Origin of the sequence: Pectobacterium odoriferum (genome assembly GCF_009931295.1) — a bacterium.
In the GTDB taxonomy this organism is placed as follows: domain Bacteria; phylum Pseudomonadota; class Gammaproteobacteria; order Enterobacterales; family Enterobacteriaceae; genus Pectobacterium; species Pectobacterium odoriferum.
Genome location: NZ_CP034938.1, coordinates 349,329 through 375,029, shown reverse-complemented (window position 1 = coordinate 375,029; position 25,701 = coordinate 349,329). Strand labels below are relative to the sequence as shown.

At 52.7% G+C, this 25,701-nt stretch carries 22 protein-coding genes; 6 read left to right on the top strand and 16 right to left on the bottom strand.

Going from position 1 to position 25,701, the window contains the following annotated elements; all coding sequences use genetic code 11:
• Positions 1 to 62: 62 nt before the first annotated feature.
• From EO763_RS01660 to mnmL, 5 genes are all read right to left on the bottom strand, one after another.
• A complete protein-coding gene (locus tag EO763_RS01660) occupies positions 63 to 1,358 on the bottom strand; it encodes an alginate lyase family protein (RefSeq protein ID WP_161527871.1) in 1,296 nt (431 codons plus the stop codon).
• A gap of 70 nt (positions 1,359 to 1,428) precedes the next feature.
• A complete protein-coding gene (mtgA, locus tag EO763_RS01655; protein WP_161527870.1) occupies positions 1,429 to 2,163 on the bottom strand; it encodes a monofunctional biosynthetic peptidoglycan transglycosylase in 735 nt (244 codons plus the stop codon).
• Positions 2,160 to 2,813: an isoprenoid biosynthesis glyoxalase ElbB gene (elbB, locus tag EO763_RS01650; protein WP_039493043.1), complete on the bottom strand. Its 654-nt coding sequence runs from the start codon at positions 2,811 to 2,813 to the stop codon at positions 2,160 to 2,162. Before elbB ends, mtgA begins: the two co-directional genes overlap by 4 nt.
• Positions 2,814 to 3,297: 484 nt before the next feature.
• Complete coding sequence (arcB, locus tag EO763_RS01645) at positions 3,298 to 5,667, bottom strand: aerobic respiration two-component sensor histidine kinase ArcB (protein ID WP_161527869.1); 2,370 nt, start codon at positions 5,665 to 5,667, stop codon at positions 3,298 to 3,300.
• A gap of 119 nt (positions 5,668 to 5,786) precedes the next feature.
• Positions 5,787 to 6,716 carry a tRNA modification radical SAM protein MnmL/YtqA gene (gene mnmL / locus EO763_RS01640; RefSeq protein ID WP_161527868.1) on the bottom strand — a complete coding sequence of 310 codons (930 nt, stop codon included), beginning with the start codon at positions 6,714 to 6,716 and terminating at the stop codon, positions 5,787 to 5,789.
• A 651-nt stretch (positions 6,717 to 7,367) separates the two neighbouring features.
• Here mnmL and gltB point away from each other — a divergent pair.
• From gltB to EO763_RS01625, 3 genes are all read left to right on the top strand, one after another.
• The gene (gene gltB / locus EO763_RS01635) at positions 7,368 to 11,828 is read left to right on the top strand and encodes a glutamate synthase large subunit (protein ID WP_161527867.1); all 4,461 of its coding nucleotides are present in this window, start codon (positions 7,368 to 7,370) and stop codon (positions 11,826 to 11,828) included.
• Between the two features lie 9 nt (positions 11,829 to 11,837).
• The gene (locus EO763_RS01630; RefSeq protein ID WP_161527866.1) at positions 11,838 to 13,256 is read left to right on the top strand and encodes a glutamate synthase small subunit; all 1,419 of its coding nucleotides are present in this window, start codon (positions 11,838 to 11,840) and stop codon (positions 13,254 to 13,256) included.
• Between the two features lie 253 nt (positions 13,257 to 13,509).
• Positions 13,510 to 14,283, top strand: coding sequence for a (S)-acetoin forming diacetyl reductase (locus tag EO763_RS01625; RefSeq protein WP_161527865.1), 774 nt, complete (start codon positions 13,510 to 13,512; stop codon positions 14,281 to 14,283).
• Between the two features lie 78 nt (positions 14,284 to 14,361).
• Here EO763_RS01625 and sspB read toward each other — a convergent pair whose 3' ends face one another.
• From sspB to zapE, 5 genes are all read right to left on the bottom strand, one after another.
• Positions 14,362 to 14,865: a ClpXP protease specificity-enhancing factor gene (gene sspB, locus EO763_RS01620; protein ID WP_010296690.1), complete on the bottom strand. Its 504-nt coding sequence runs from the start codon at positions 14,863 to 14,865 to the stop codon at positions 14,362 to 14,364.
• Positions 14,866 to 14,870: 5 nt separating this feature from the next.
• A complete protein-coding gene (gene sspA / locus EO763_RS01615) occupies positions 14,871 to 15,512 on the bottom strand; it encodes a stringent starvation protein SspA (protein ID WP_039493053.1) in 642 nt (213 codons plus the stop codon).
• 329 nt (positions 15,513 to 15,841) lie between these two features.
• Positions 15,842 to 16,234, bottom strand: a complete 393-nt coding sequence (rpsI, locus tag EO763_RS01610) for a 30S ribosomal protein S9 (protein ID WP_010280182.1) — start codon at positions 16,232 to 16,234, stop codon at positions 15,842 to 15,844.
• A 15-nt stretch (positions 16,235 to 16,249) separates the two neighbouring features.
• Positions 16,250 to 16,678 (bottom strand): 50S ribosomal protein L13, encoded by a 429-nt coding sequence (gene rplM / locus EO763_RS01605; protein ID WP_005975488.1) that lies wholly within the window; start codon positions 16,676 to 16,678, stop codon positions 16,250 to 16,252.
• A 237-nt stretch (positions 16,679 to 16,915) separates the two neighbouring features.
• Entirely contained in the window at positions 16,916 to 18,067 is a 1,152-nt protein-coding gene (gene zapE, locus EO763_RS01600; RefSeq protein WP_161530318.1) for a cell division protein ZapE, read from the bottom strand.
• Between the two features lie 221 nt (positions 18,068 to 18,288).
• Between zapE and zapG the strand changes: the two genes are divergently transcribed.
• The 3 genes from zapG (at position 18,289) to degS (ending at position 21,554) form a co-directional block, all read left to right on the top strand.
• Positions 18,289 to 18,693, top strand: a complete 405-nt coding sequence (zapG, locus tag EO763_RS01595; RefSeq protein WP_039493055.1) for a Z-ring associated protein ZapG — start codon at positions 18,289 to 18,291, stop codon at positions 18,691 to 18,693.
• A 256-nt stretch (positions 18,694 to 18,949) separates the two neighbouring features.
• On the top strand, positions 18,950 to 20,320 hold the full coding sequence (gene degQ, locus EO763_RS01590; RefSeq protein WP_161527864.1) for a serine endoprotease DegQ: 1,371 nt from the start codon (positions 18,950 to 18,952) through the stop codon (positions 20,318 to 20,320).
• 136 nt (positions 20,321 to 20,456) lie between these two features.
• Positions 20,457 to 21,554 (top strand): outer membrane-stress sensor serine endopeptidase DegS, encoded by a 1,098-nt coding sequence (gene degS, locus EO763_RS01585; RefSeq protein WP_161527863.1) that lies wholly within the window; start codon positions 20,457 to 20,459, stop codon positions 21,552 to 21,554.
• Positions 21,555 to 21,662: 108 nt separating this feature from the next.
• On the opposite strand, the gene murA is transcribed toward degS, so the two are convergent.
• The 6 genes from murA to mlaE all read right to left on the bottom strand — a co-directional run bounded on the left by murA (position 21,663) and on the right by mlaE (position 25,697).
• On the bottom strand, positions 21,663 to 22,925 hold the full coding sequence (gene murA, locus EO763_RS01580) for a UDP-N-acetylglucosamine 1-carboxyvinyltransferase (protein WP_039354621.1): 1,263 nt from the start codon (positions 22,923 to 22,925) through the stop codon (positions 21,663 to 21,665).
• A gap of 80 nt (positions 22,926 to 23,005) precedes the next feature.
• Complete coding sequence (gene ibaG, locus EO763_RS01575; protein ID WP_010280170.1) at positions 23,006 to 23,260, bottom strand: BolA family iron metabolism protein IbaG; 255 nt, start codon at positions 23,258 to 23,260, stop codon at positions 23,006 to 23,008.
• Positions 23,261 to 23,394: 134 nt separating this feature from the next.
• Positions 23,395 to 23,685 carry a lipid asymmetry maintenance protein MlaB gene (gene mlaB, locus EO763_RS01570; protein ID WP_161527862.1) on the bottom strand — a complete coding sequence of 97 codons (291 nt, stop codon included), beginning with the start codon at positions 23,683 to 23,685 and terminating at the stop codon, positions 23,395 to 23,397.
• Positions 23,686 to 23,698: 13 nt separating this feature from the next.
• The gene (gene mlaC, locus EO763_RS01565) at positions 23,699 to 24,328 is read right to left on the bottom strand and encodes a phospholipid-binding protein MlaC (protein ID WP_161527861.1); all 630 of its coding nucleotides are present in this window, start codon (positions 24,326 to 24,328) and stop codon (positions 23,699 to 23,701) included.
• Between the two features lie 15 nt (positions 24,329 to 24,343).
• Positions 24,344 to 24,910, bottom strand: coding sequence for an outer membrane lipid asymmetry maintenance protein MlaD (gene mlaD / locus EO763_RS01560; RefSeq protein WP_161527860.1), 567 nt, complete (start codon positions 24,908 to 24,910; stop codon positions 24,344 to 24,346).
• A 4-nt stretch (positions 24,911 to 24,914) separates the two neighbouring features.
• On the bottom strand, positions 24,915 to 25,697 hold the full coding sequence (gene mlaE, locus EO763_RS01555; RefSeq protein ID WP_010280162.1) for a lipid asymmetry maintenance ABC transporter permease subunit MlaE: 783 nt from the start codon (positions 25,695 to 25,697) through the stop codon (positions 24,915 to 24,917).
• Positions 25,698 to 25,701: the final 4 nt, after the last annotated feature.

The window sequence follows — 25,701 nt, the reverse complement described above, 5'->3', positions numbered from 1 at the left end:
GCGCTTTTTATCCCAGTTCAGGGACACGTATCTTTGCCCGATGAGATCGGGGCCCAAGAAAATTATGGCATAGCGGGGTTAAGCAGCCAGAGTGCACGGCGGGTTTCAACACTGATATGACTCGGTTCTTTATCACGCGCGCCAGCCTCGCCAGTAAGCAATTCCGCAAAGCCCGTCTGCTTGATTTGCGCCTGGTAACGCGGCGTTTTCAAGCCACGCTCTGCCTGCAATAACAGTGGAATAAGGCGGCTGCTTTGCCTGTCCATCGTCTTGCGCGGCCACGCTTTATTTTCATCCAGATACGGTGCCATAAAATCCAGCGCCTTTATCACACTGCTTCCCGTTGGCGTTTGGTACTGCCAGATATTCTCCCCGACACGGGAAGCTAACATCGCCATATCCGTTATCGCCTGAAGGTTGAAGTAGCTGTAATGGAAGGAACGGGTACGCGCCAGCTCTTCCGGCTGAGCACCATCTGGTTGCAGTTGGTGATCCAACTTCTCCCGTTGCAATTGCGCCATGGACTTCACCACGTCGATTTTCCCCAGATACCAGGCAATTCCCGCAACCTGTACGGCATACCAGCTACCGTGGTTGTTCTGGGCCGTTGCCTCTTTTTCCCCCAGTTTGCTGGTTTGCAGCCAGTGCAGATAATCGCTCATCCATTTCTGCATCTGCTGCTCATCCTGCGTCGTCCAGCCCGAAGCCTGACGCAGCATAATCAGCGAATCGACGATGCGGGTGGAAAAATAGCGCCCGTCCAGCACGCCTGAGCCCCTGCCCGGCGCGATGCCCGGCACACCCTGCGCAAAGTCGAGATTAGGGTTCATGCGCGTAGCAGGGTCAATAAACCAAGTACGGATCATCGACATGGCTTTATCGGCATAAGCCTGTTTACCAGAGAAATACCACGCCAGCGTCAACGCCTGCGTTTGGGCGGTGAATTTCGCCAGCCGAACACCGTCAGTCTCTTCATCCTTGCTGGCAGGGTTTACCTGCCCATCACGACGAATCCAAGGCAAGCCATCAGCTTTGTCGGGATCGGGCCACCAGTAGGCGCTGAGGCTCAAATAATCATGCTTTGAACCACTGGGTGGCGTGGATTTCTTTTCCGTCACGCTAGGGTTATCACTTTTCAGTGCGCGATCGGCTTCCGAAATAAGCTGTTCGTACGCCATCCGCGTCTGTGGCTTTTCCGTTTTCTGCTGTAACTGCTGTTTTACCGAGGATAGCTGAGGCTGCTGCAAGAAGGCGTAAGGATTATCGGGGGATGACACTTTAGGCTCCACGTCCGCACGGGCAACAGAAGCCACACAACACAATGCAACCAGTAAACCTGACCAATAACGTAACCGCATACTTTCTCCTGATGTCGAAAACACGACCGTTAACGCGAAAATTTTTCGGTATACTAACGAACAAAATTTATTAATTCAGATTGTTATCTCGCAAAAATGCGTCGCCGCCCATCTGCTTCATCTGGCGCAAAATCCACTGCTGGCGTTGAATAACATAGCCAGAGGGCGCATTTGCACGAAAGCGAATCGGGTTCGGCAACACCGCCGCCAGCAAGGCGGATTCGCTTGCCGTCAGCCTGCTGGCCGATTTATTGAAATAACGTCTGGCAGCCGCTTCCACGCCAAAAATCCCGGGGCCAAATTCAGCGATATTCAGATACACGGTCAGAATCCGCCGCTTTGTCCAAACCAGCTCAACCCCGGTGGTAATACCCGCCTCAAGCCCCTTGCGCACCCAGCTACGTCCATCCCACAGAAACAGGTTCTTCACCATCTGCTGTGACAGCGTAGACGCACCGCGAATCCGCTGCGTGTTGCGCTCGTTGTGCTTCAATGCCTGACCAATCGCATCAAGATCGAAGCCCCAGTGCTGAGGGAATTTTTGATCTTCCGCCGCCATTACCGCCAGCGCCATTTCCGGTGCGATCGCCTCCATTGCCACCCAGTCCGAATGGGCAACGTAGGAGAATTCGCCCTTCAACCATGCGCTGATCTGCCTGTCGACCATCACAGCGGAGAACGGTACGGGCAGGAAGGAAAACAACACAATGCCTGCCAGCCACGCTCCGATGACGACCAACACACTCCGGACAATCAGGCGCTTCAGCCACGTGAGTAAGCCTCCACGCCCTCGCTTCCACCTCATTCGGTGAGATCCAATACGCGAGCAACGAGCTTATCAATGCCTTTTGCCGCTTCGCTGATGGAGTTAGCCAGCATATAGGCCGGTGTCGTCACGATTTTATGTTCCTCATCAACCACGATATCATCGACCGGACAAACAACGTGGATACCGCCCATCTCCTCAACGGCCTCAGCGGTATCAATATCGTTACCAATGGTTACGCGAACAGGTACACCCAAAATCGTCGGCAACAGCGCAGGTGAGATGCAAATAAAACCAATTGGTTTATTCTGCTTATAAATTTCCTGTGTGAGTAATTGCAGCGTTTCATCAATCTGACATGCCGTTCCTTGTGTTGCGAAGTCACTTAAATTTTTCGCAGCGCCAAAACCACCCGGCACAATCAGTGCATCTAAGTCTTGTGCATTCGCGGTAGAAAGCGGCTGGATTTTTCCTCTGGCGATCCGTGCTGATTCTGCTAAAACGTTGCGATTCTCATCAGTTACATCACCCGTCAGGTGGTTAACCACCTGTAATTGCGGCTTATCTGGCGCAAAGCAAACCGCTTGTGCGCCCGCGCGATCCAGCGCAAGTAACGTCAATACGGCTTCATGAATCTCGGAACCGTCATAAACACCACAGCCACTAAGGACAATGCCGACTCGTTTCATCATCTTTTCCTTCATTTCATTACATCAACTAATTGATTTTTTAATTGACAAACACTAATCTACATCACACATTTTAATGATTCTTGTAACAAAGATTTCTACATTTGCTATTTTGTTGCTTGATGAAGATGTACAGTAGCGAGGTTTTAGTCGCTGTTGTAAGTTGTACTAGTAAGAACGTTGGTAGTAAAAACATAGTTAAGACACGAATATCCGCACTTGCGAGTTTACAAACCCTGAGATCTAAATGCAGGTGCATGTTTTCCCTGGTGTTGGCGCATAATTCGCGCACCCCGACTTCGGTCGGGGTCATTTTTTTCTACCGTATGAAAACGTGCAAAGCTCTCCCGCATTCCCGCCCCTCTTCAATCGTAAACACCACGAAATCTGACGCCGTTTTGCACTTTTTGCATGATATCGCGTGAGACGAAAAAATTTTCTAACCGTTTTGCTCGCCACGTCCCTGTGGCCGCAACAGACCGTATCAGGATTCTTTTTCTGCTTTTGCTACCCAATCACGCAGTACCTGAACGTCATGACGCCAGTCGTGCTTAAGCTCATCAACCCATTCCTGCACGTTATCCCACCATGCCGGTAGCGATGAGGTCTGAATCTGCTGGGCGACTTGTTGCAAATGCCGTAACCCGACGGAGCCCGCTGCCCCTTTAATTTTGTGCCCTTCTTCCGTAATGCCTTTCTGGTCACGTGCCGTCATATTGGAATCCAGAATCGCCAGATAACCCGGCATCATCTGCTCAAACATCTCCAGGCTCTGGTGGATCAATTTCGGCCCCACCAAATCCAGATACTGTTCCAGCATCGGGATATCCAGCAGATCGTCTTCTGCATTTGCCATTTCATCACCTTCCTCAACCACCGGTTCTTCCGTCCACACCGTATGAGTATCCCAGAATTGTTTGATGACGGCCGTCAGCGCTGGCACCGACAGCGGCTTGCTGAGCACGTCATCCATACCCGCATCCAGATATTCACGTTTATCTTTCAGTACGTTCGCCGTCAGCGCCACCAGCGGCGGCATGCTACGTTTGCCATAGCGTGAACGCAGCTGACGCGCCACGTCCAGCCCGGTCATATCCGGCAGTTGGATATCGAGCAGCACCAAATCGAACTCATCGGGATCGAACATGTCCAGCGCTTCCTGCCCAGTCATCGCGACATCCACACTGTTCCCCAGTTTTTCCAGCACCGAACGCGCGACCACCACGTTCAGTTCGATATCTTCCACCAACAGAACGTGCAGCGCCGGTAGCGGCAAATCATCGTCGTCTTCCAGACCGCTTCCCGCTTCATCGACGCTCGGTGCAATGACCGTCAGGGTAAAGCAGGAACCCTTGCCTTGCGTGCTGGAAACCTGAATATCGCCCCCCATGTTCTGTGCCAGACGCTTCGACACCGCCAGACCGATTCCCGTGCCCGTTGCGGGTTTCCCGCCGTGCTGGTCTTTGACCTGATAATACATGGCGAAGATTTTTTCCAACTCATCCGCCGGAATACCCATCCCGGAATCTTCCACCTCAAAGCGCAGGCGATCGCCTTTTTCATGCCAGACGCGCACCACAATTTCGCCTTTTTTGCCGTTCTCACCCTTCGGCGTGAATTTCACCGCGTTACTGAGCAGGTTCCACAGAATCTGCCGCAGGCGTGTTCCGTCAGTCATGACTTTCTGCGGCAAAGGCTGATGCTGGTCCATAATCAGCTTCAGGCCTTTCGGCTCCGCCAGCAGGCCGCCGAGGTTTTCCAGATCCACCAGGAAACCGGTGAAATCGATCGGTTGGTTATCCAGTTGCACCTTGCGGCGCTCCTGTTTGTCCATCTCGATTACGTCGTTAAAGATATTGCCCAGCGTAATCGCGCTGACGTGGATGGTTTTCAGGTATTTTTGCTGTTCAGGGTCAAGTTGCGTATCCAGCAGGATGCGACTTAACCCGACAATCCCATTAAGCGGCGTACGAAGCTCGTGGCTGATAGTTGAGATAAAGGTGGTCTTCTCCCTACTGGCGTTCTCTAACGCGTCCTGGTAACGCTTACGCTCCGTTATATCGCGTCCAAATCCCATCAGCCCGTGACGTTTGCCCATTCGGTCATAAAACGGCACCTTGCGCAGCTCAAAACAGGCTTTACGGCCATCGGGATAAACCAGCCATTGTTCATAGGTCAGAGAAACGTTGTGGCGGAACACTTTTTCGTCCGTCTCCATCACTTTCTCGGCAATATCGGGGGCATAAACATCTTGCGGCGTCAGGCCAATGAGCTGCTTCTGGCTTTTGCCCACCAGCAGTTCCATCGCACGGTTGCAGCCGGAGAATTCTTTCTCTTCGTTACGGTAGTAAACCAAATCCGGCGAGGCATCGAGGAACGAGCGCAGCAGCGCCGACTGTTGCTCCAGCTCAATCTGCGCCTGTTCGCGGCGGGACATTTCCTCTTTGAGTCGGCTCATCACCAGCACACGTGCGTCTTCCGCTTTGATACGGTCGGCGATTTCCTGATTGAGCTGCGCGATATTCTCCTGAAGCTGCGCATTCAGCTCCAGATCCCGGTGGCGCATTTCTTCCAGCTTCGCTACCAGCTTCGCCAGCCGCTGGCGCGACTCTTCAAGCTGTTCCACCACCACAGAGAGAAAATAAACGGCCCAGGGCGTAATCAACAGCCCGAAGAAAATGGAGCGGACGACGTCGATGTTTTCGACTTCCCCACTGAGCAACAGGGTGACCGCCATTTGCACGACCATCGCCAGCAGCACCAATACCGAGGCCAGCAGCAGTGAAAAACGGACAAGCCCCAGTTTTACCATCAAATCAACATAGTACTGAGCTAACAGACGAATTTGCTTCATAGCGATTTCCCTTAGTCACCAACCCGCGCATCATAACGTAAAATAGCGACTTATACGGCGCTACCCCGTAGATTCACAACACGAAATATCAGCCTCTAACGCCCGCGTCTTTTGACGCATCACATACTCGCGTAGCGGTAGGGCGTGCCCAGCGCGGAACCCTGTACGCCATGCGTTTGCAGATAGCGATCCAGCTCGACCATGCCCGTCCAGCGGTTTTCACACCAGAGCGGGGCCAGCAGGGTCGGGCGGCGGGCGCTGGCGGAAATGCGGTGATAAATCACATCCGGCGGCGTATGGCGAATCATCTCTCCCGCCGTCTCCACGTAGCGATCCAGCGCCAGCTCGGGCAGCCTTCCCGCTCGCCAGGCCTTCGCCATCGTGCTGCCTTCCACGATATGGAGAGGATGAAGTTTAATACCTTCCACGCCGGTCTCGATAACCTGCTCCAGCGTCGATAAACAGCGCTGTGCATCTTCTCCTGGTAAACCCACAATCAGATGGCTACACACCTTCAGACCGCGCTCACGCGCACGGCGGGTGGTTTCCTGATAGCAGGCGAAGTCATGGCCGCGATTAATCCGGTGCAGCGTTTTGTCATATGCGCTTTGCAGCCCCAGCTCCAGCCAGACCTCGTAACCCTGTTCATGATAGCGGGACAGCAAATCCAGCACCGCATCGGGCACGCAGTCGGGCCGAGTACCCACACAAAGCCCTACCATTTCGGCCTGCTTCAGCGCTTCCTGATACAGGCTTTCCAGCACCTGAACCTCGGCATAGGTACTGGTATACGCTTGAAAATACGCCAGATAACGTTTGGCTCGGTTCACCTTTCCCGCCTGCGCTTCCAACTGTTGTGCAATGCTGCGTTGCTGCATCTGCTCATCGGCAAACGAGGCCACATTGCAGAACGTGCAACCGCCTCGCCCCAGCGTCCCGTCGCGGTTTGGGCAATTAAATCCGCCGTGCAGCGTCAGCTTGTGAACCTTCTCGCCATAGCGGCGCTGAAGATTTCCGCCAAACATATTGATTAATTTTTGCAATTGCATATTCTAACCTGCTCCCTTGAGGAACAGCAGACTACCTTTCTCTCGCTCCCTTCGCGATGACCGCGATCAATCACACACATCCCAATGAAATGCATTTTTATTCGCTTTTAGTGAAAATAAACTCACATCTGTGTTAATTAATTTCTCTTATCCCGAATGCTCTCTTAATGAAAAGATGAAGCAATACTTAAAAATAGTTTCATGAAATCTAAAAGTAGCCATAAGCAGCATAATATGCTGCAACACAGAAATAACGTAGCACGGATAAGGGTTCCTGCGCTTTTGTATAGTGATACAGCTCACACTTCAATTAAACGCCATATTCATTTCTCGAGATAGTTTTTCTAAAAAAATCATTATCTTTCATAGGTATAATTAAAAATTATCGCTTATCAGCACATTTTACATTGGTATTTGACCTGAACAGGCTTTCTCGCTAATTTGGAAATCCGCTGGAAGCTTTCCTGACGGGTACACAACTCGTCATATTTATGCAGTAAATGAAGACTCCCTCTAAAAACAAGTCATTTACCACTTGTGAGACCGTCACGAGAGGCCGAAGAAGAGAGCGTACTACTAGCCGCTCAACGCCACGGTGCTTTCTCGCAGTAGGTTGTGAGAGTCACACAGAGCCTGGGGAGGTTCACTAACATGTTGTACGATGCATCCCAAGAGAGAGATAACTGTGGTTTCGGATTAATCGCCCATATAGAAGGTGAGCCGAGCCACAAAGTAGTGCGTACCGCGATTCACGCACTCGCACGCATGCAGCACCGTGGCGCAATCCTTGCTGACGGCAAGACTGGCGACGGCTGCGGTTTATTACTTCAGAAGCCCGATCGTTTCTTTCGTCTGGTGGCGGAAGAGCACGGCTGGCGTTTAGCCAAAAACTACGCCGTTGGCATGATGTTTCTCAATCAAGACGAAGAGCTGGCTCGCGCCACGCGTCGGATTGTAGAAGAAGAGTTGCAGAACGAAACGCTGTCCGTACTGGGCTGGCGTGAAGTTCCAACCAACCCGGATGTACTGGGGGAAATTGCCCTGTCGTCCATGCCGCGTATTGAGCAAATTTTCGTTAACGCCCCGGCTGGCTGGCGTCAACGTGATATGGAACGTCGCCTGTTCATGGCGCGTCGCCGTATCGAAAAGCGCATTGAAGATAAAGAGTTCTACGTTTGTAGTTTCTCCAATCTGGTCACGATCTATAAAGGCCTGTGCATGCCAGCGGATCTGCCACGCTTCTACCTCGATCTGGCCGATCTGCGTCTGGAGTCGGCAATTTGCCTGTTCCACCAGCGCTTCTCAACCAACACGGTTCCACGCTGGCCGCTGGCTCAGCCGTTCCGCTATCTGGCGCACAACGGCGAGATCAACACCATCGCGGGTAACCGCCAGTGGGCTCGCGCGCGTGCTTACAAATTCAAAACCCCGCTGATCCCAGATTTGCAGGATGCTGCACCGTTCGTCAACGAAACCGGCTCTGACTCCAGCTCGCTGGATAACATGCTGGAACTGTTCCTGAGCGGCGGGATGGATATCATCCGTGCCATGCGCCTGCTGGTTCCGCCAGCCTGGCAGAACAACCCAGATATGGATCCTGAGCTGCGCGCCTTCTTCGACTTTAACTCCATGCACATGGAGCCGTGGGATGGCCCTGCCGGTATTGTTATGTCCGACGGGCGCTATGCCGCCTGTAACCTGGATCGTAATGGCCTGCGCCCCGCGCGCTATGTCATCACTAAAGACAAGCTGATCACCTGTGCGTCTGAAGTCGGTATCTGGGATTATCAGCCGGACGAAGTGGTTGAGAAAGGCCGCGTCGGTCCGGGTGAGCTGATGGTGATCGACACCCGCAGCGGCCGCATCCTGCACTCCGCCGAAACCGATGACGATTTGAAAAGCCGCCACCCTTACAAAGAGTGGATGGAGAAAAACGTTAAGCGCCTGGTGCCGTTTGAAGAGTTGCCAGACGAGCAGGTTGGCAGCCGTGAATTCGACGATGAGCTGCTGGAGACCTTCCAGAAACAGTACGGTTACAGCAGCGAAGAGCTGGATCAAGTCATCCGCGTGCTGGGTGAAAACGGTCAGGAAGCCACGGGTTCGATGGGCGATGATACGCCGTTCGCCGTGCTGTCCAGCCGTCCACGCATCATTTATGACTACTTCCGTCAGCAGTTCGCGCAGGTGACCAACCCGCCGATCGATCCGTTACGTGAAGCGCATGTGATGTCTCTGGCGACCAGCATTGGTCGCGAGATGAATGTCTTCTGTGAAGCAGAAGGTCAGGCTCACCGTCTGAGCTTTAAATCGCCGATCCTGCTTTATTCTGACTTCACACAGCTGACGTCACAGGATGAGCTGCACTATCGCGCCGACACGCTGGATCTGACGTTTGATCCGTCGCAGCAAACGCTGCAACAGACCATCGAGAAACTGTGTGACGAAGCTGAAAACAAAGTCAGAGACGGTGCCGTTCTGCTGGTGCTGTCTGACCGTGGCATTAGCGAATCACGCTTGCCTGTCCCTGCGCCGATGGCCGTGGGCGCGGTTCAGCGCCGTCTGGTCGAAAAGAGCCTGCGCTGTGATGCCAACATCATTGTTGAAACCGCCAGTGCGCGCGATCCGCACCACTTTGCCGTGCTGTTAGGCTTTGGTGCAACGGCTATCTATCCTTACCTCGCCTACGAAACGCTGGCGCGGATGGTCGATAACCACACCATCGACAAACCTTATCGTGCCGTGATGCTGAACTACCGTAACGGCATCAATAAAGGCCTGTACAAGATTATGTCCAAGATGGGCATCTCGACGATTGCATCTTATCGCTGTTCCAAGCTGTTTGAAGCCGTGGGCCTGCATAAGGATGTGTCGACGCAATGCTTCCTGGGCGTCGTCAGCCGCATCGGCGGGGCAAACTACAGCGACTTCGAACAGGATCTGTTGAACCTGTCCAAGCGTGCCTGGCTGAAACGTAAAACGTTGGAACAGGGCGGCCTGCTGAAATTTGTTCACGGCGGTGAATACCATGCCTACAACCCGGATGTCGTCACCACGCTGCAAACCGCAGTGAAATCCGGTGAGTACAGCGATTACGAGCAATACGCCAAACTGGTTAACGAGCGCCCAGCAGCGACCTTACGCGACCTGCTGGCACTGAAACCGCAAGAAGGCGCGTCTATCGCGATCGACAGCGTTGAACCGGCCTCTGAAATGTTCAAACGCTTCGATACCGCGGCCATGTCCATCGGCGCACTCAGCCCCGAAGCCCATGAATCGCTGGCTGAAGCGATGAACGGACTGGGCGGTTTCTCCAACTCCGGTGAAGGCGGTGAAGATCCGGCGCGTTACGGCACTAATAAAGTGTCCCGTATCAAGCAGGTTGCTTCTGGTCGCTTTGGTGTGACGCCAGCCTATCTGGTTAACGCCGATGTGATTCAGATTAAAGTGGCACAGGGCGCGAAACCGGGCGAAGGCGGTCAGTTACCGGGTGATAAAGTCACGCCGTACATTGCTCGTCTGCGTTATTCCGTGCCGGGCGTGACGCTGATTTCACCACCGCCGCACCACGATATTTACTCTATTGAAGATCTGGCTCAGCTGATTTTCGATCTGAAACAGGTCAACCCGAAAGCGATGATTTCGGTAAAACTGGTGTCCGAACCGGGCGTCGGGACTATCGCTACGGGCGTTGCCAAGGCGTACGCCGACCTGATCACTATCGCTGGTTACGACGGTGGTACGGGTGCCAGCCCGCTATCCTCCGTGAAATACGCGGGTTGCCCGTGGGAACTGGGTCTGGTTGAAACGCAACAGGCTTTGGTCTCCAACGGCCTGCGCCACAAAATCCGCCTTCAGGTGGACGGTGGCTTGAAAACCGGTCTGGATATCGTTAAAGCGGCGATTCTGGGCGCAGAAAGCTTCGGCTTCGGCACCGGACCGATGGTTGCGTTGGGTTGTAAATACCTGCGTATCTGTCACCTGAATAACTGTGCAACGGGCGTTGCAACGCAGGATGAGAAGCTGCGCCGCGATCACTACCACGGCCTGCCTGAGCGTGTAACCAACTACTTCCACTTCATCGCACATGAAACTCGTGTGTTGATGGCAGAACTGGGCGTCAGCCGTCTGGTGGATCTGATTGGTCGTACCGACTTGCTGGTTGAACTGGACGGTTTCAGTGCGAAACAGAACAAACTGGATCTGTCTCCGCTGTTGCACGCAGCACAGCCTCAGCCGGGCAAAGCGCTGTACTGTACTGAAAGCAATCTGTCGTTCGATAAAGGCTTGCTGAACAAAGAGCTGCTGGCTCAGGCACAGCCGCATATCGATTCGAAGCAGGGCAAAGCGCTCTACTTCGATATCCGTAACACCGATCGCTCCGTCGGCGCGACGCTGTCCGGTGCGATTGCCGAGAAACATGGCGATCAAGGACTGGCAGGCGATCCGATTAAAGCGCACTTCTCCGGTACCGCAGGACAGAGCTTTGGCGTCTGGAACGCAGGCGGCGTGGAGCTGAAATTAACTGGCGATGCCAACGACTACGTGGGCAAAGGCATGGCGGGCGGCAGCATCTCCGTACGTCCTCCGGTGGGTTCAGCCTTCCGCAGCCACGAAGCCAGTATCATCGGTAACACCTGCCTCTACGGCGCTACCGGCGGTAAGCTGTTTGCCGCAGGCCGCGCAGGTGAGCGTTTCGCCGTACGTAACTCCGGCTGTATCACCGTGGTAGAAGGCATCGGCGATAACGGCTGTGAATACATGACGGGCGGTATCGTCTGCGTGTTGGGTCGTACCGGCGTGAACTTTGGCGCAGGGATGACTGGTGGGTTCGCCTACGTGCTGGATGAAGATGGTGAGTTCCGTAAACGCGTTAACCCAGAACTGGTAGAAGTGCTGGATGTGGAAGAGCTTGCTATTCATGAAGAGCATCTGCGTGGTCTGATCACCGAGCATGTGCAGAATACCGGTTCACACCGCGGAGAAGAGATCCTTGCTAACTGGCCGACCTGGGCACCGAAGTTTGCTCTGGTGAAACCGAAGTCAAGTGATGTGAAGGCATTGTTGGGTCACCGTAGTCGTTCCGCAGCCGAGCTGCGGGTTCAGGCGCAGTAAGAGGTCATCATGAGTCAGAATGTTTACCAGTTTATCGACTTACAGCGCGTTGATCCGCCCAAGAAACCGCTAAAGATTCGTAAAATTGAATTTGTTGAGATCTATGAACCGTTCTCAGAAAGCCAGTCCAAAGCGCAGGCAGACCGCTGCCTGGCGTGTGGTAACCCTTACTGTGAGTGGAAGTGTCCGGTACATAACTACATCCCGAACTGGCTGAAGCTGGCGAACGAAGGCCGCATTATCGAAGCGGCTGAGTTATCGCACCAGACCAACAGCCTGCCGGAAGTCTGCGGTCGCGTATGTCCGCAGGATCGTCTGTGTGAAGGATCTTGTACGCTGAATGATGAATTCGGCGCGGTCACCATCGGCAACATCGAGCGCTATATCAATGACAAAGCGATAGAGATGGGCTGGAAGCCGAGCGTTGCCAACGTCAAACCGACTGGCAAGCGCGTCGCCATCATTGGCGCGGGCCCGGCAGGACTAGCGTGTGCCGACGTGCTGGCACGCAGTGGCGTACAAGCTGTCGTCTTCGATCGTCATCCTGAGATCGGTGGCCTGCTGACCTTCGGTATCCCTTCTTTCAAGCTGGAAAAAGAAGTGATGGTGAAACGTCGTGAGATCTTCACTGAGATGGGCATCGAATTCCGTCTGAATACCGAAGTCGGCAAAGACGTGCAGATGAAAGCGCTGCTGGACGAGTACGATGCGGTATTCCTCGGCGTCGGCACCTATCAGTCTATGCGTGGTGGATTGGACAATGAAGATGCTCAGGGCGTCTACGACGCTCTGCCGTTCCTGATTGCCAACACCAAGCAGCTGATGGGCTTTGAAGCCGCCGTTGACGAGCCTTACGTCAGCATGCAGGGTAAACGCGTTGTCGTGCTGGGCGGTGGTGACACTGCGATGGACTGCGTGCGTACCTCGATTCGTCAAGGTGCAACGCACGTGACCTGTGCCTATCGTCGTGATGAAGAGAACATGCCGGGTTCTAAACGCGAAGTGAAAAACGCGCGTGAAGAAGGCGTCGAGTTCAAATTCAACCTACAACCGTTAAGCGTCGAGATCAATGGCGCGGGCAAAGTGTGCGGTGTGAAAATGGCGCGTACTGCGCTGGGCGCACCGGATGCCAACGGCCGTCGTCGTCCTGAAATCGTAGAGGGTTCCGAGCACGTTCTGGAAGCCGATGCGGTCATCATGGCGTTCGGCTTCCGTCCGCACAAAATGGCATGGCTGGCAGAACATGACGTCAAGCTGGACGATCAAGGTCGCATTGTCGCGCCAGAAAGTTGCAATAACGCGTTCCAGACCAGCAACCCGAAAATTTTTGCGGGCGGTGATGCAGTACGTGGTTCCGATCTGGTGGTGACAGCCATCGCAGAAGGCCGTAAAGCCGCTGACGGCATCATGAACTATCTGGAAGTGTAGAAACGCATCACATCTCTTAAGGGCAGCGCTGGCTGCCCTTTTCTTTTTCCGGCTTTACCTGAAACAGCCGATGGCAACCCGTTAAGCGTTTTCCTTCGGAATTTCACACCAGACAGGCTAATAAACCCTTTCTCTTTCCACTGCGTTCTAAAGAATTTTTCGTAATAAACCCTACAATATGACGCTAAAGGCCTACACTTATCTCCGGCATGTACTTGTCATTATTGAAATTGGATTTCATTAAGGAGGAAATATGACAGTCGAAGTGGCTCTTGTAACAGGAGGCGGTCAAGGTATTGGCCGCGCTATTGCTCTCAGACTGGCGGCAGACGGTTTTGCCGTCGCCATCGTGGACTATAATCAGGAAACGGCGCGCAGTGTCGCACAGGAAATCGAAAAATCTGGCGGACAGGCCATCGCACTACAGGCAGACGTCGCGGATCGTGAAGCCGTTTTCGCTGCCGTTACAGAAGCCAAAAAGCACTTTGGCGACTTTAACGTCATCGTTAATAACGCTGGCATTGCCCCTTCAACTCTGATTGAAGACATCACGCCAGAAATCGTCGATCGCGTTTATAACATTAACGTCAAAGGCGTTATCTGGGGAATTCAGGCCGCTCTCGATGCCTTTAAATCTCTGGGGCACGGCGGCAAAATTATCAACGCCTGTTCGCAGGCTGGGCATGTGGGCAACCCCGAACTCGCCGTCTACAGCTCAAGTAAATTCGCAGTTCGTGGCTTAACGCAAACGGCCGCACGCGATTTAGCGCCGCTGGGCATCACGGTCAATGGCTACTGTCCGGGTATCGTAAAAACGCCAATGTGGGATGAAATTGATCGGAAGATCTCTGAATCCGCAGGAAAACCGCGTGGCTATGCGACGGAAGAATTCGCCAAACGCATCACGCTGGGCCGCCTCTCCGAACCAGAAGATGTCGCTGCCTGCGTGTCCTATCTGGCAAGCCACGATTCCGACTACATGACGGGACAGTCGCTATTGATTGATGGCGGAATGGTGTTCAATTAACACGATGCTCAATTAAGAACATATTCAATTAACGGCACGAAATAAAAAGGGCACTGGTAAAGTGCCCTTAGAAACAAATTACTTCACGACCCGTAGCGACGGTCGGCCACCTTTAGGTGGCTGCGGTGGTTCATCATCAGAACCAGAGCCATCGTCAGGTGCTTCAGAATCAGGTGAGCTATCGACAATCGACATGACCGTCCCTGAAGCGGGTGCACCTTCCTGAAAGTCTTCGTATTCACCTGCGGATTCGTAAGCAGGTTCGGACTCAAACATCGTTCCAGCCCCGTTCTCACGAGCATAGATCGCCATGACGGCCGCCATTGGTACATAAACCTGACGCGGTACGCCACCAAAACGGGCATTGAAACGAACGCTGTCATCAGCTAACTCAAGGCCGCCAACAGCGCGCGGTGCGATATTCAGCACGATCTGGCCGTCACGGGCGAACTCCATCGGCACCATAACATCCGGCAGAGTAACATCTACCACCAGATGAGGCGTTAATTGGTTATCCAGCAACCAATCATAAAAAGCCCGTAATAAATACGGACGACGCGGAGACAGTTGAGACAACGCCATACGGTTTAACCTCGGGTTTGCAAACGCATTTCACGTTCCACTTCCGTCAGGGAAGCCAGGAACGCATCACGCTCAAAGACGCGAGTCATGTAGCCTTTCAGCTCTTTCGCGCCCGAACCACTCAGTTCAATGCCTAACTGCGGCAAACGCCACAGCAGCGGAGCCAGATAGCAATCCACCAGGCTGAACTCTTCGCTCATGAAATAAGGCGCTTCATTGAATACTGGGGCAATGGCCAGCAATTCTTCACGCAATTGCTTACGTGCCGCATCCGCTTCCTGAGCGCTGCCGTGCGTAATTTTTTTCAACAAAGAATACCAGTCGCTCTCAATGCGGTGCATCATCAGGCGGCTGTTACCGCGCGCAACCGGATAGACAGGCATTAACGGCGGATGAGGAAAGCGTTCATCCAGATACTCCATGATAATACGTGATTCATAGAGCGTCAGTTCGCGATCGACCAGCGTCGGCACGGAACCATAAGGATTGAGGTCAATAAGATCCTGAGGCAGATTATCCATGTCCACCTGTTCAATCTCGACACTCACACCTTTTTCCGCCAATACAATGCGAACCTGATGGCTAAAAATGTCGGATTGACCAGAAAACAGCGTCATTACCGAACGTTTGTTGGCAGCGACAGCCATGAAAACCTCCAAGTTTATTGAGAAAATATGGCGAATAACCTCGCAGTGAATAACCTGCAAACCGCTATTCGAAATTCTGCTCGCCAATGTGTAAACGTCACCTGACAAAATCCGGCGTTTTAAACAGCTACACGAGAGCTGGCACACAGGCATAAAATCGGCGAATAGTTTATCAGATTTTGTTCGTTTTGTGGGGATATAAGCGCAACTTCGTCGCTAACATACGGAAAGTACAGCGTATATTTCGAGGAAATTTATTTTTAGGCATAAAAAACCCAGTGACCAGCACCGGGTTTTTTGCATTGATTTCGCTGCAAAGCAGCCAGAAATTAACGCTTGGAGAACTGAGGACGACGACGTGCTTTACGCAGACCGACTTTCTTACGTTCAACCTGACGAGCATCACGAGTAACGAAACCAGCTTTACGCAGTTCGCTACGCAGAGACTCATCATACTCCATCAGAGCGCGGGTGATACCGTGACGGATCGCACCAGCCTGACCAGAGATACCACCACCTTTAACGGTGATGTACAGATCAAATTTACCAACCATGTCGACCAGTTCAAGCGGCTGACGAACTACCATGCGGGCAGTTTCGCGACCGAAGTACTGTTCCAGACTACGCTGGTTGATAACGATGTTACCGTTGCCCGGTTTGATGAACACGCGAGCGGCGGAGCTTTTGCGGCGACCAGTGCCGTAGTATTGATTTTCAGCCATTGCCTATAATCCCGATTAAATGTCCAGAACTTGCGGTTGCTGTGCCGCGTGATTGTGCTCGGTGCCCGCGTAAACTTTCAGTTTACGGAACATAGCACGACCCAACGGGCCCTTCGGCAGCATGCCTTTAACCGCGATTTCAATCACACGCTCAGGACGGCGGGCAATCATCTCTTCAAAGGTCGCTTGTTTAATACCACCGATGTGACCGGTGTGATGATAATAAATCTTGTCAGTACGCTTGTTGCCAGTTACAGCAACTTTGTCAGCGTTCAGAACGATGATGTAATCACCCGTATCAACGTGCGGAGTGTATTCCGCTTTATGCTTGCCGCGCAGACGACGAGCCAGTTCAGTAGCGAGACGGCCTAAAGTTTTACCGTTCGCATCAACAACGTACCAGTCGCGTTTTACGGTCTCTGGTTTAGCTGTAAAAGTTTTCATTAAAAGCTTACCCAATAATTAGTTACACGTTGGTGAACACCCAAACGCTCGAAAACAGTTGAGGCTCACACGACCATCAAGTCCAGCAAACCTACCCCTTCGAATAGCCATTGCCGGCACTATAAAGTTTTTGGGAAAAAAACTTTGTTGTAACGTGGGGTCGCAGGATTATAGAGAAGTCTTTCCCAAAGATCGACCTTTTTTCACACGCAAACGACTAAAAAACCACAGCCTGCGTTACGCCAAATGTGGCTGCCGTAAGTACTCTTCGCTTTGCATTTCCTGCAAACGGGATAAACAGCGCTGGTATTCAAATTTCAGGTGCTCTCCCTGATAGATTTCAAACATCGATGCCTGCGCAGAAATAATCAATTTGATACGGCGATCGTAGCACTCGTCCACCAGCGCCAGAAAACGGCGGGCGGTATTCTCTTCTTTCGTTTCCATCACCGTCACATTGTGCAGCAGCATCGTGTGGTAGAGGCGCGAAAGCGCGATGTAATCATTCTGGCTACGCGCTTCTGTACACAGCGTGTGGAAATCGACGGCCAATACGCCGTCGCTCACGCCAAGTGTCGATAACGGACGATGATTGATCTCCAGCACCGGCCCTGGCGTCTGCCACTGTTTCCCAGTCAGACGGGTAAACATCTGCTGCATCGCAGCATCCGTCTCTTCATTTAGCGGTGAGAGATAAAGGTGTGCCTGTGTCAGCGTGCGCAGACGATAATCGATACCCGCATCAACATTACGTACTTCACAATACTGTTTAATTAACTCAATCGCAGGAAGAAAACGCGCGCGTTGTAATCCATTGCGATAGAGATCGTCCGGCGGAATATTCGATGTTGCCACCAGCGCAATGCCGCGAGCAAACAGCGCACGCAGCAGTTCAGCCAACAGCATCGCATCGGTAATATCAGAGACGAAAAACTCATCGAAGCACAGCACATCCGTTTCGGCTTTAAAACCGTCAGCCACTTTCTCCAGCGGATTTTCCTGCCCCTGAAACTGGTTCAGCTCTTCATGCACACGCAGCATAAAACGATGAAAGTGCAGGCGCATCTTGCGCTCAGCGGGCAAGCTGTGGAAAAACATATCCATCAGCCAGGTTTTACCTCGCCCGACGCCGCCCCACATGTACAGCCCTTGGACCGGTGCAGGTTCCCGTTTATTACGCCGCCCCAACCAGCTACGCCATTTCCCCACGCGGTCAGATGTCCTCGCATCACCATCAGCAGCACGTTCACATAACGCCTGATGTATCGCTTCCAGACGCACAACGGTTTGCCGCTGCACCTCGTCCGGCTGATATTCACCAGCGGAAAGTGCCTGCTGGTAAAGTGCCAAGGGTGTTGTTTGCTGCTGTGTTGTCTGTGGAATAACCATAGCCATCGCAATTCCTGAGAAAAAAGTTAGTCGTATTTTGCTGTGTGTTGTCGTCGATTTAAGCCGTAATCGTCGCAGTTAACAACCTTGATGTCTGCGGTAGGTCAACATTCCTTTCTGTCATCAAGTATCAGGATTCCACTCAGGCAAGGTTAACGGTTATAGTGACTATTATTAAGTGAGAAACCCTACGGGACAACGACGTCAAAATAGGAGCTATTATGACTTGGGAGTATGCGCTGATAGGTTTAGTTGTCGGTATTATTATTGGTGCTGTAGCCATGCGCTTTGGTAACCGTAAGCTGCGGCAACAACAGGTCTTGCAGAATGAGCTGGAGAAAAGCAAAACCGAACTGGAAGATTATCGCCAGGAATTGGTGGGTCACTTCGCACGCAGTGCGGAGCTGTTGGATAACATGGCGGATGATTATCGTCAGCTTTATCAGCACATGGCGAAAAGCTCCAATAATCTGTTACCTCACGTTCCCGGTCAGGATAATCCGTTTAAATACCGTCTGACCGAATCAGAAGCGGATAACGATCAGGCTCCGGTGAACATGCCGCCGCGCGATTATTCAGACGGTGCCTCAGGCCTGCTACGGGGCGAACATCCGATTCGCAAGTAATTCAGTTTCCCCTAGCGTGAGGCTTTTCGCCTCACGCTTTCCCTTCTCTTGTTCTACGCTTAAAACGCTTGTACGTTTAAGATGCGTACCACAGGCTGCCATCGCCCAATCGCACACTAAAATAGCGATAGTTACAATCTGCTGACGAAACAGCAGTGAACTTTACACATTGATCGCCAGTCTGACTCTTCACCGTGTCTTTAAGTTTATATATCATCGTTTTATTCATCCGCAGGCCGTGAGAGAGTTAATAACAATGAAAAAAACATCATTACTATTTAGTGCACTGGCAATGAGTATCGGTTTGACCCTGTCCACGCTTCCCGCAGCGAATGCTGCGCTGCCTGCCGTGGTTCAAGGCCAACAGACGCCAAGTCTGGCTCCAATGCTGGAGAAAGTCTTGCCAGCCGTCGTCAGCGTGCACGTTGAAGGTACACAGGTACAGCGTCAGCGCGTACCGGAAGAGTTCAAGTTCTTCTTTGGCCCTAACTTCCCGACGGACAAACAAAACTCGCGTCCGTTTGAAGGACTGGGTTCGGGCGTCATTATTGATGCTGCAAAAGGTTACGTGCTCACCAACAATCACGTGATCAATAACGCCGACAAGATCCGCGTCCAGCTTAATGACGGACGTGAATATGAGGCGAAATTGATTGGTCGCGATGAGCAGACCGATATCGCCCTGCTACAGTTGAATGACACCAAGAATCTGGTCTCTATAAAAATGGCCGATTCCGATCAACTGCGCGTTGGTGATTTCGCCGTTGCCGTGGGTAACCCGTTCGGCCTTGGTCAGACTGCAACGTCCGGTATTATCTCCGCACTGGGACGTAGCGGCCTGAATCTTGAAGGGTTGGAAAACTTCATCCAGACCGATGCGTCCATCAACCGCGGTAACTCCGGCGGTGCGCTGGTGAACCTCAACGGTGAGCTGATCGGTATCAACACCGCGATCCTGGCTCCAGGCGGCGGAAACATCGGTATCGGCTTCGCGATCCCCAGCAACATGGCCCAGAATCTGGCGCAGCAGTTGGTAGAATTTGGCGAAGTGAAACGTGGGCTGCTGGGTATTAAAGGCAGTGAGATGACGTCTGAGATGGCGAAAGCCTTCAACGTCGACGCGCAGCGCGGCGCCTTCGTCAGCGAAGTCTTACCGAAATCTGCCGCATCCAAAGCCGGTATCAAGGCGGGCGACGTATTGACGACGCTGGATGGTAAACCGATCAGCAGCTTTGCAGAACTGCGGGCCAAAGTCGGCACCACCGCACCGGGCAAGACCGTGAAAATCGGTCTGCTGCGTGATGGCAAACCGCAGGAAGTGTCCGTCGTGTTGGATAACAGCTCATCGGCATCAACTAGCGCTGAAACGCTTTCACCGTCATTGCAGGGTGCTTCTCTGACCAATGGCCAATCGAAAGACGGCAGCAAAGGTGTGCAAATTGATAACGTCGCTAAGGACACACCTGCCGCGCAGGTCGGTCTGCAAAAAGGCGATATCATCATCGGCGTAAACCGCGAGCGCATTGAAAACATCACGCAACTGCGCAAACTGCTGGAAGCGAAGCCTTCCGTTCTAGCCTTGAATATCGTCCGAGGCGAAGAAACGATTTATCTGCTGCTGCGTTAATCGCTTGCCGTCTTTTTCGGCAGCTTAACTGGCCAGAACATCGCTAATGTTAAAAAATCGGACACCGAGCCATGCGGTGTCCGAACTTCTCGTGATATCCTCCCATCATCTCCCTTTTCCACAGTAAATCACGGCCATGCTTGCTAAGTTATTACGTTCAGCGCTCTTTGGTGCCCTCGTCGCCGGTATTATTCTGGCCGTACTGCCCTTTGTCGGGTCTGGTACGTCGTTTCTGAAAGGCAATGACAAAAATACTGATGGTTCACCCATAAGCTACCATCAGGGCGTCAGCCGTGCAGCGCCTGCTGTGGTGAATGTTTATAACCGGGTTGCCAAGGAGGGTAAACCCAACGAAGTCGCCATTCATCCTCTCGGGTCCGGCGTCATCATGAATGAAAAAGGGTACATTTTAACCAACAAGCATGTGATTAATAACGTGCAACAAATCCAGATAGAGCTATCAGACGGCAGGCTGTACGAGGCCCGCGTGATCGGTTCCGATAGCCTGACTGATCTGGCCGTGTTGCAAATTGATGGCGTCAATCTGCCCGTTATTCCCATGAATCCAGACCGTATACCGCACGTCGGCGATGTCGTGATGGCGATCGGCAACCCTTATAATCTAGGGCAAACCGTCACGCAGGGCGTCATCAGCGCCACTGGCCGCGTCAGCCTTAGCACTTATGGTCAGCAAAGAAGCCAGGTAGGACGCCAAAACTTACTGCAAACCGATGCGTCAATTAACCACGGGAATTCCGGTGGTGCGCTGGTCAATACGCTCGGTGAACTGGTCGGTATTAACACCCTCTCGTTTGATAAAAGTAGCAACGGCGAAACGCCGGAAGGCATTAGCTTCGCCATTCCCGTCGCGCTAGCGACTAAGGTGATGGGCAAGCTGATTCGCGATGGCCGCGTGGTGCGTGGCTATATTGGCGTCAACGGCGTACAGATCGAAAATATTGAGAACAGCACGTTGACCAACAATCGTGATGCACAGGATAGATTAAGCGGTATTCTCGTTCAGACCATCGATCCCGGCGGCCCAGCGGATAAAGCGGGTATTCGTGTCGAAGACGTTATTGTTAGTGTGAACAATAAGCCTGCACGCTCGATTATTGAAACCATGGAGCAGGTTTCGGAAATACGCCCGAGCACTGTCATTCCGGTTACGATTGTGCGTGATAAAAAACAAATCACGCTGCAAATGATGATTCAGGAATTCCCTACCCAATAATGGCATGTAAGATCGGTCGATAGAGTCACATCGGCAGGTAAACAAGAAGCCGGGTGGGAACCCACCCGGCTGGCAAACCTAATTGTGAAGATGAAGCAGTTGAAACACTTACTCGTGCTCTTTAACGCGCTCGATATTCGCACCTAACGCACGCAGCTTATCTTCGATGCGGTCATAGCCACGATCGATGTGATAAATACGATCCACTATCGTCACACCTTCTGCGATACAACCGGCTAATACCAGACTGGCTGATGCACGTAAGTCGGTCGCCATCACCTGCGCACCAGACAGCTTATCAACGCCGTGGCAAATCACCGTATTGCTCTCAATTTCCGCCTGTGCGCCCATACGAATAAGCTCAGGTACATGCATGAAGCGGTTTTCGAAGATGGTTTCGGTAATCACACCCGTGCCTTCCGCGACCAGGTTCAGCAAGCTGAACTGCGCCTGCATATCGGTCGGGAACCCCGGATGCGGCGATGTGCGAACGGTAACCGCTTTTGGACGCTTACCGTGCATATCCAGACTGATCCAGTCTTCGCCAATTTCGATCTCCGCGCCCGCTTCGCGCAGCTTCGCCAATACCGCATCCAACGTATCAGGACGAGTATTGCGACAGATAATCTGACCGCGAGATACCGCAGCCGCGACCAGGAATGTCCCAGTTTCAATACGGTCAGGCACCACGCGGTAGACACCGCCGCCCAGACGCGCAACACCTTCAATGGTGATTTTATCTGTGCCTGCACCGCTGATTTTCGCACCCAGCGTATTCAGGAAGTTTGCCGTATCGACAATCTCTGGTTCACGCGCCGCGTTCTCAATAATCGTGGTGCCTTCCGCCAGCGTCGCTGCGCTCATGATAGTCACCGTGGCACCCACGCTCACTTTGTCCATCACGATGTGCGCACCTTTCAGGCGGCCATCAACCGTCGCTTTGACATAGCCTTCTTCCAGTACGATCTGCGCACCAAGCTGCTCAAGGCCGTAAATGTGCAAATCTACCGGGCGCGCGCCAATCGCACAGCCGCCAGGCAGTGAAACCTGACCTTGACCAAAACGCGCCACCAGCGGCCCTAAAGCCCAAATAGAGGCGCGCATGGTTTTCACCAGATCGTACGGCGCGCAGAACACGTTTACATCGCTGGCATCCACATGGACGGAACCGTTACGTTCAACGCGCGCACCCAACTGACCCAGCAGCTTCATGGTGGTATCAATATCGCGTAGTTTCGGTACGTTCTGAATTTCTACCGGCTCTTCTGCGAGTAACGCAGCGAACAGGATGGGCAACGCAGCATTCTTGGCGCCGGAAATGGTCACTTCCCCCGCTAAGCGGGTTGGGCCCTGAACACGAAATTTATCCATAGTCTTTGTATCTCGATGTCTTAATTCAATATGTCGTCACACTGATACCGGCAGTTTATTCCCACTCGCACGGGGAATACTTAGAAGCCGTTCAGTTTACGGTCGCGTTGCCACTCTTCCGGCGTATAGGCCTTGATCGACAGCGCATGAATACGGTTATCCGCGATGTACTCCATCAGCGGCGCATAAACAGCCTGCTGTTTTTTTACTCGGCTCATTCCAGCAAAAAGTCCGCCCACTACGATGACTTGAAAATGGCTGCCATCACCAGAAACATGGGCTTCTTCCAATGCCAATGCGTTCATCAGCACGTCTTTAATTTCGTTATTTTCCATCGCTCTCGATTTCTATGTCAGGGGGAGATGATTTACAGGGAGGTATCTTAGATGAATATGGCGCTATCTTAAACAAAGAATGCGCCCCTTCAGACGATGCCTAAAGGGGCGAATCCAGCAACCAGCGTTACCGTTTAAGACACAGGAATGATTTCATTCAGGTTATAGAGCGCAATGAGCGTTTTTAGCCGATCGCTGGCACCGACAATCGCTATCTCTTCGCCTGAAGACCGCGGCTGATAAACGTGCATTAGCAATGCTAACCCGGCAGAATCAACACGATTTAATCCAGACACATCCAGCGTCGTTTTACCCGCCAGTAACGATTCACGCTGCTGCCAGAACGGTAACAGCGTTTCACGATCCAGATCGCCCGTTAACGCCAACGTGGAGCCCTGCGCCTGCCAGTTCAATGCGTTCGCCATGTTCACACCCACATTACTTTTTCTGATCCAACGTGATGGCCTGCTTCGCTGAGGATTCGAGCTGTTTAGTCAGGCCATCCACGCCGTTCTGACGCAGTACTGCCGCCCACTCGTTCTGTTTAGTGGTGATCATACTGACACCCTCAGCAATCATGTCGAACGCCTGCCAGTTACCAGTTTTGCTGTTCTTACGCCATTGGAAGTCCAGACGTACCGGAGGGCGGCCGCCGTTATCAACAATGTTCACGCGAATGGAAACGATATCAGTATTGCCCAGCGGCTGTCCCGACACAATCTGATAGGTTTGCCCGTTATACATCGCCAAAGCCTGCCCGTAGGCCTGTTCCAAATAGGCTTCAAACGCTTTGAAATAGGCATCACGCTGTACCGGTGTCGAGTCTTTGTAGTAACGCCCCAACACCAGCGCACCGGCGTATCTCACCTGGACATACGGCAGCAGCTCTTCACGTACGATAGTACGCAGATAGTCAGGATTTTGTTTGATCTTTGGCTGTTCGTTCTTCAAGCGGTTAAACGTTTTTTCCGCCGCTTCATTCATTAAACTGTAGGGATTCGTTTGGTCCGCCGCGTTGGCTAATGGCGCGACCACCAGTAAAGCCACCATCAGTAAACGTTTAAACATGCAGATATCCTCTTATTATGAATGTGAAGGAACAGGTTCGTTGTTGTGTTCGGGGGTTGCCGCAGGCTCGGCTCCGGGTTCCGTACCTGATTGACCGGCATTATCTTCGCTATTGCTACCGCTCTTATATAGGAATTGGCCGATGAGGTCTTCAAGCACCATCGCTGACTTGGTGTCCTGAATCACACCACCGTCTTTCAGGATCGCGGTGCCCATTTCCTCATCTTCAAACCCAATGTTCAGTGCCAGATACTGTTCGCCCAGCAAACCGGAAGTTCGAATAGCCAGGGAACTGGTATCAGGAATATGATCGTAGCGCTGCTGAATATCCATCGCCACGCGCGGCAGGTACGTTTTCTCGTCCAGCGAAATATCCGCTACGCGGCCAACAACCACGCCGCCAATTCTGATCGGAGAACGCGCTTTCAGTCCTCCAATGTTGTCAAACGTCGCATACAGGCGATACGTTGGCTCGCTACCGATCGATTTGAGATCGGCGACTTTCAGGCATAAAAATAGGATGGCTGCCAGCGCGATCAACATAAACACACCAACCCAGACTTCAGTTTTCTTTGTTTGCATCGACTCAGTTCCCAAACATCAGTGCTGTCAGCACAAAATCCAATCCCAGTACCGCTAACGACGAGTGCACGACGGTTCGGGTCGTTGCACGGCTGATCCCCTCAGACGTCGGGATCGCGTCATAGCCGTTAAACAGTGCAATCCAGGTCACGGTAATCGCAAATACGATACTTTTAATCACGCAGTTCAAGACATCCTGACGCCAGTCAACCGCGCCCTGCATGGCAGACCAGAAGAACCCGCTGTCGATGCCTTTCCAGTCCACACCGACCAACGCGCCTCCCCAAATCCCTACGGCGACAAAAATCACCGCCAGCAGCGGCATGCTGATTAACCCCGCCCAGAAGCGCGGTGCGACAACGCGGCGCAGCGGATCGACCGCCATCATCTCCATGCTGGAGAGCTGTTCCGTTGCCTTCATCAGGCCGATTTCCGCCGTCAGCGCGGAACCCGCACGTCCGGCAAACAGTAGTGCCGTCACCACCGGACCAAGTTCACGCAGCAGCGACAGCGCCACCATCATGCCTAGACTGGCCTCGGCGCTGTAAGTCGTCAGGATGATATAGCCCTGCAACCCCAGCACCATGCCGATAAACAGACCGGAAACCATGATGATCAGCAGCGACTGCACGCCAACGCTATACAGCTGTTTCACCAACAGCGGCCACTGTTTTCTGAATTCGGGTTTACCCACCAGCGCATTAAATAGCATCAGCCCGGCGCGCCCAAACGAGGCACTAGTGGAGATTCCCTGACGCCCCAACGACGCCAACGTCCGTAATAACATGACT

What these genes read in the sequence shown, in the direction of transcription:
- zapE (WP_161530318.1), bottom strand. Translation starts at nt 18,067, where the DNA reads ATGGTTATTCCACAGACAACACAGCAGCAAACAACACCCTTGGCACTT.
- rpsI (WP_010280182.1), bottom strand. Translation starts at nt 16,234, where the DNA reads ATGGCTGAAAATCAATACTACGGCACTGGTCGCCGCAAAAGCTCCGCC.
- ibaG (WP_010280170.1), bottom strand. Translation starts at nt 23,260, where the DNA reads ATGGAAAATAACGAAATTAAAGACGTGCTGATGAACGCATTGGCATTG.
- mlaC (WP_161527861.1), bottom strand. Translation starts at nt 24,328, where the DNA reads ATGTTTAAACGTTTACTGATGGTGGCTTTACTGGTGGTCGCGCCATTA.
- arcB (WP_161527869.1), bottom strand. Translation starts at nt 5,667, where the DNA reads ATGAAGCAAATTCGTCTGTTAGCTCAGTACTATGTTGATTTGATGGTA.
- mlaD (WP_161527860.1), bottom strand. Translation starts at nt 24,910, where the DNA reads ATGCAAACAAAGAAAACTGAAGTCTGGGTTGGTGTGTTTATGTTGATC.
- sspA (WP_039493053.1), bottom strand. Translation starts at nt 15,512, where the DNA reads ATGGCTGTCGCTGCCAACAAACGTTCGGTAATGACGCTGTTTTCTGGT.
- degS (WP_161527863.1), top strand. Translation starts at nt 20,457, where the DNA reads ATGCTTGCTAAGTTATTACGTTCAGCGCTCTTTGGTGCCCTCGTCGCC.
- mlaE (WP_010280162.1), bottom strand. Translation starts at nt 25,697, where the DNA reads ATGTTATTACGGACGTTGGCGTCGTTGGGGCGTCAGGGAATCTCCACT.
- EO763_RS01660 (WP_161527871.1), bottom strand. Translation starts at nt 1,358, where the DNA reads ATGCGGTTACGTTATTGGTCAGGTTTACTGGTTGCATTGTGTTGTGTG.
- elbB (WP_039493043.1), bottom strand. Translation starts at nt 2,813, where the DNA reads ATGAAACGAGTCGGCATTGTCCTTAGTGGCTGTGGTGTTTATGACGGT.
- rplM (WP_005975488.1), bottom strand. Translation starts at nt 16,678, where the DNA reads ATGAAAACTTTTACAGCTAAACCAGAGACCGTAAAACGCGACTGGTAC.
- mnmL (WP_161527868.1), bottom strand. Translation starts at nt 6,716, where the DNA reads ATGCAATTGCAAAAATTAATCAATATGTTTGGCGGAAATCTTCAGCGC.
- EO763_RS01630 (WP_161527866.1), top strand. Translation starts at nt 11,838, where the DNA reads ATGAGTCAGAATGTTTACCAGTTTATCGACTTACAGCGCGTTGATCCG.
- degQ (WP_161527864.1), top strand. Translation starts at nt 18,950, where the DNA reads ATGAAAAAAACATCATTACTATTTAGTGCACTGGCAATGAGTATCGGT.
- mtgA (WP_161527870.1), bottom strand. Translation starts at nt 2,163, where the DNA reads ATGAGGTGGAAGCGAGGGCGTGGAGGCTTACTCACGTGGCTGAAGCGC.
- sspB (WP_010296690.1), bottom strand. Translation starts at nt 14,865, where the DNA reads ATGGCGTTGTCTCAACTGTCTCCGCGTCGTCCGTATTTATTACGGGCT.
- murA (WP_039354621.1), bottom strand. Translation starts at nt 22,925, where the DNA reads ATGGATAAATTTCGTGTTCAGGGCCCAACCCGCTTAGCGGGGGAAGTG.
- zapG (WP_039493055.1), top strand. Translation starts at nt 18,289, where the DNA reads ATGACTTGGGAGTATGCGCTGATAGGTTTAGTTGTCGGTATTATTATT.
- mlaB (WP_161527862.1), bottom strand. Translation starts at nt 23,685, where the DNA reads ATGGCGAACGCATTGAACTGGCAGGCGCAGGGCTCCACGTTGGCGTTA.
- gltB (WP_161527867.1), top strand. Translation starts at nt 7,368, where the DNA reads ATGTTGTACGATGCATCCCAAGAGAGAGATAACTGTGGTTTCGGATTA.
- EO763_RS01625 (WP_161527865.1), top strand. Translation starts at nt 13,510, where the DNA reads ATGACAGTCGAAGTGGCTCTTGTAACAGGAGGCGGTCAAGGTATTGGC.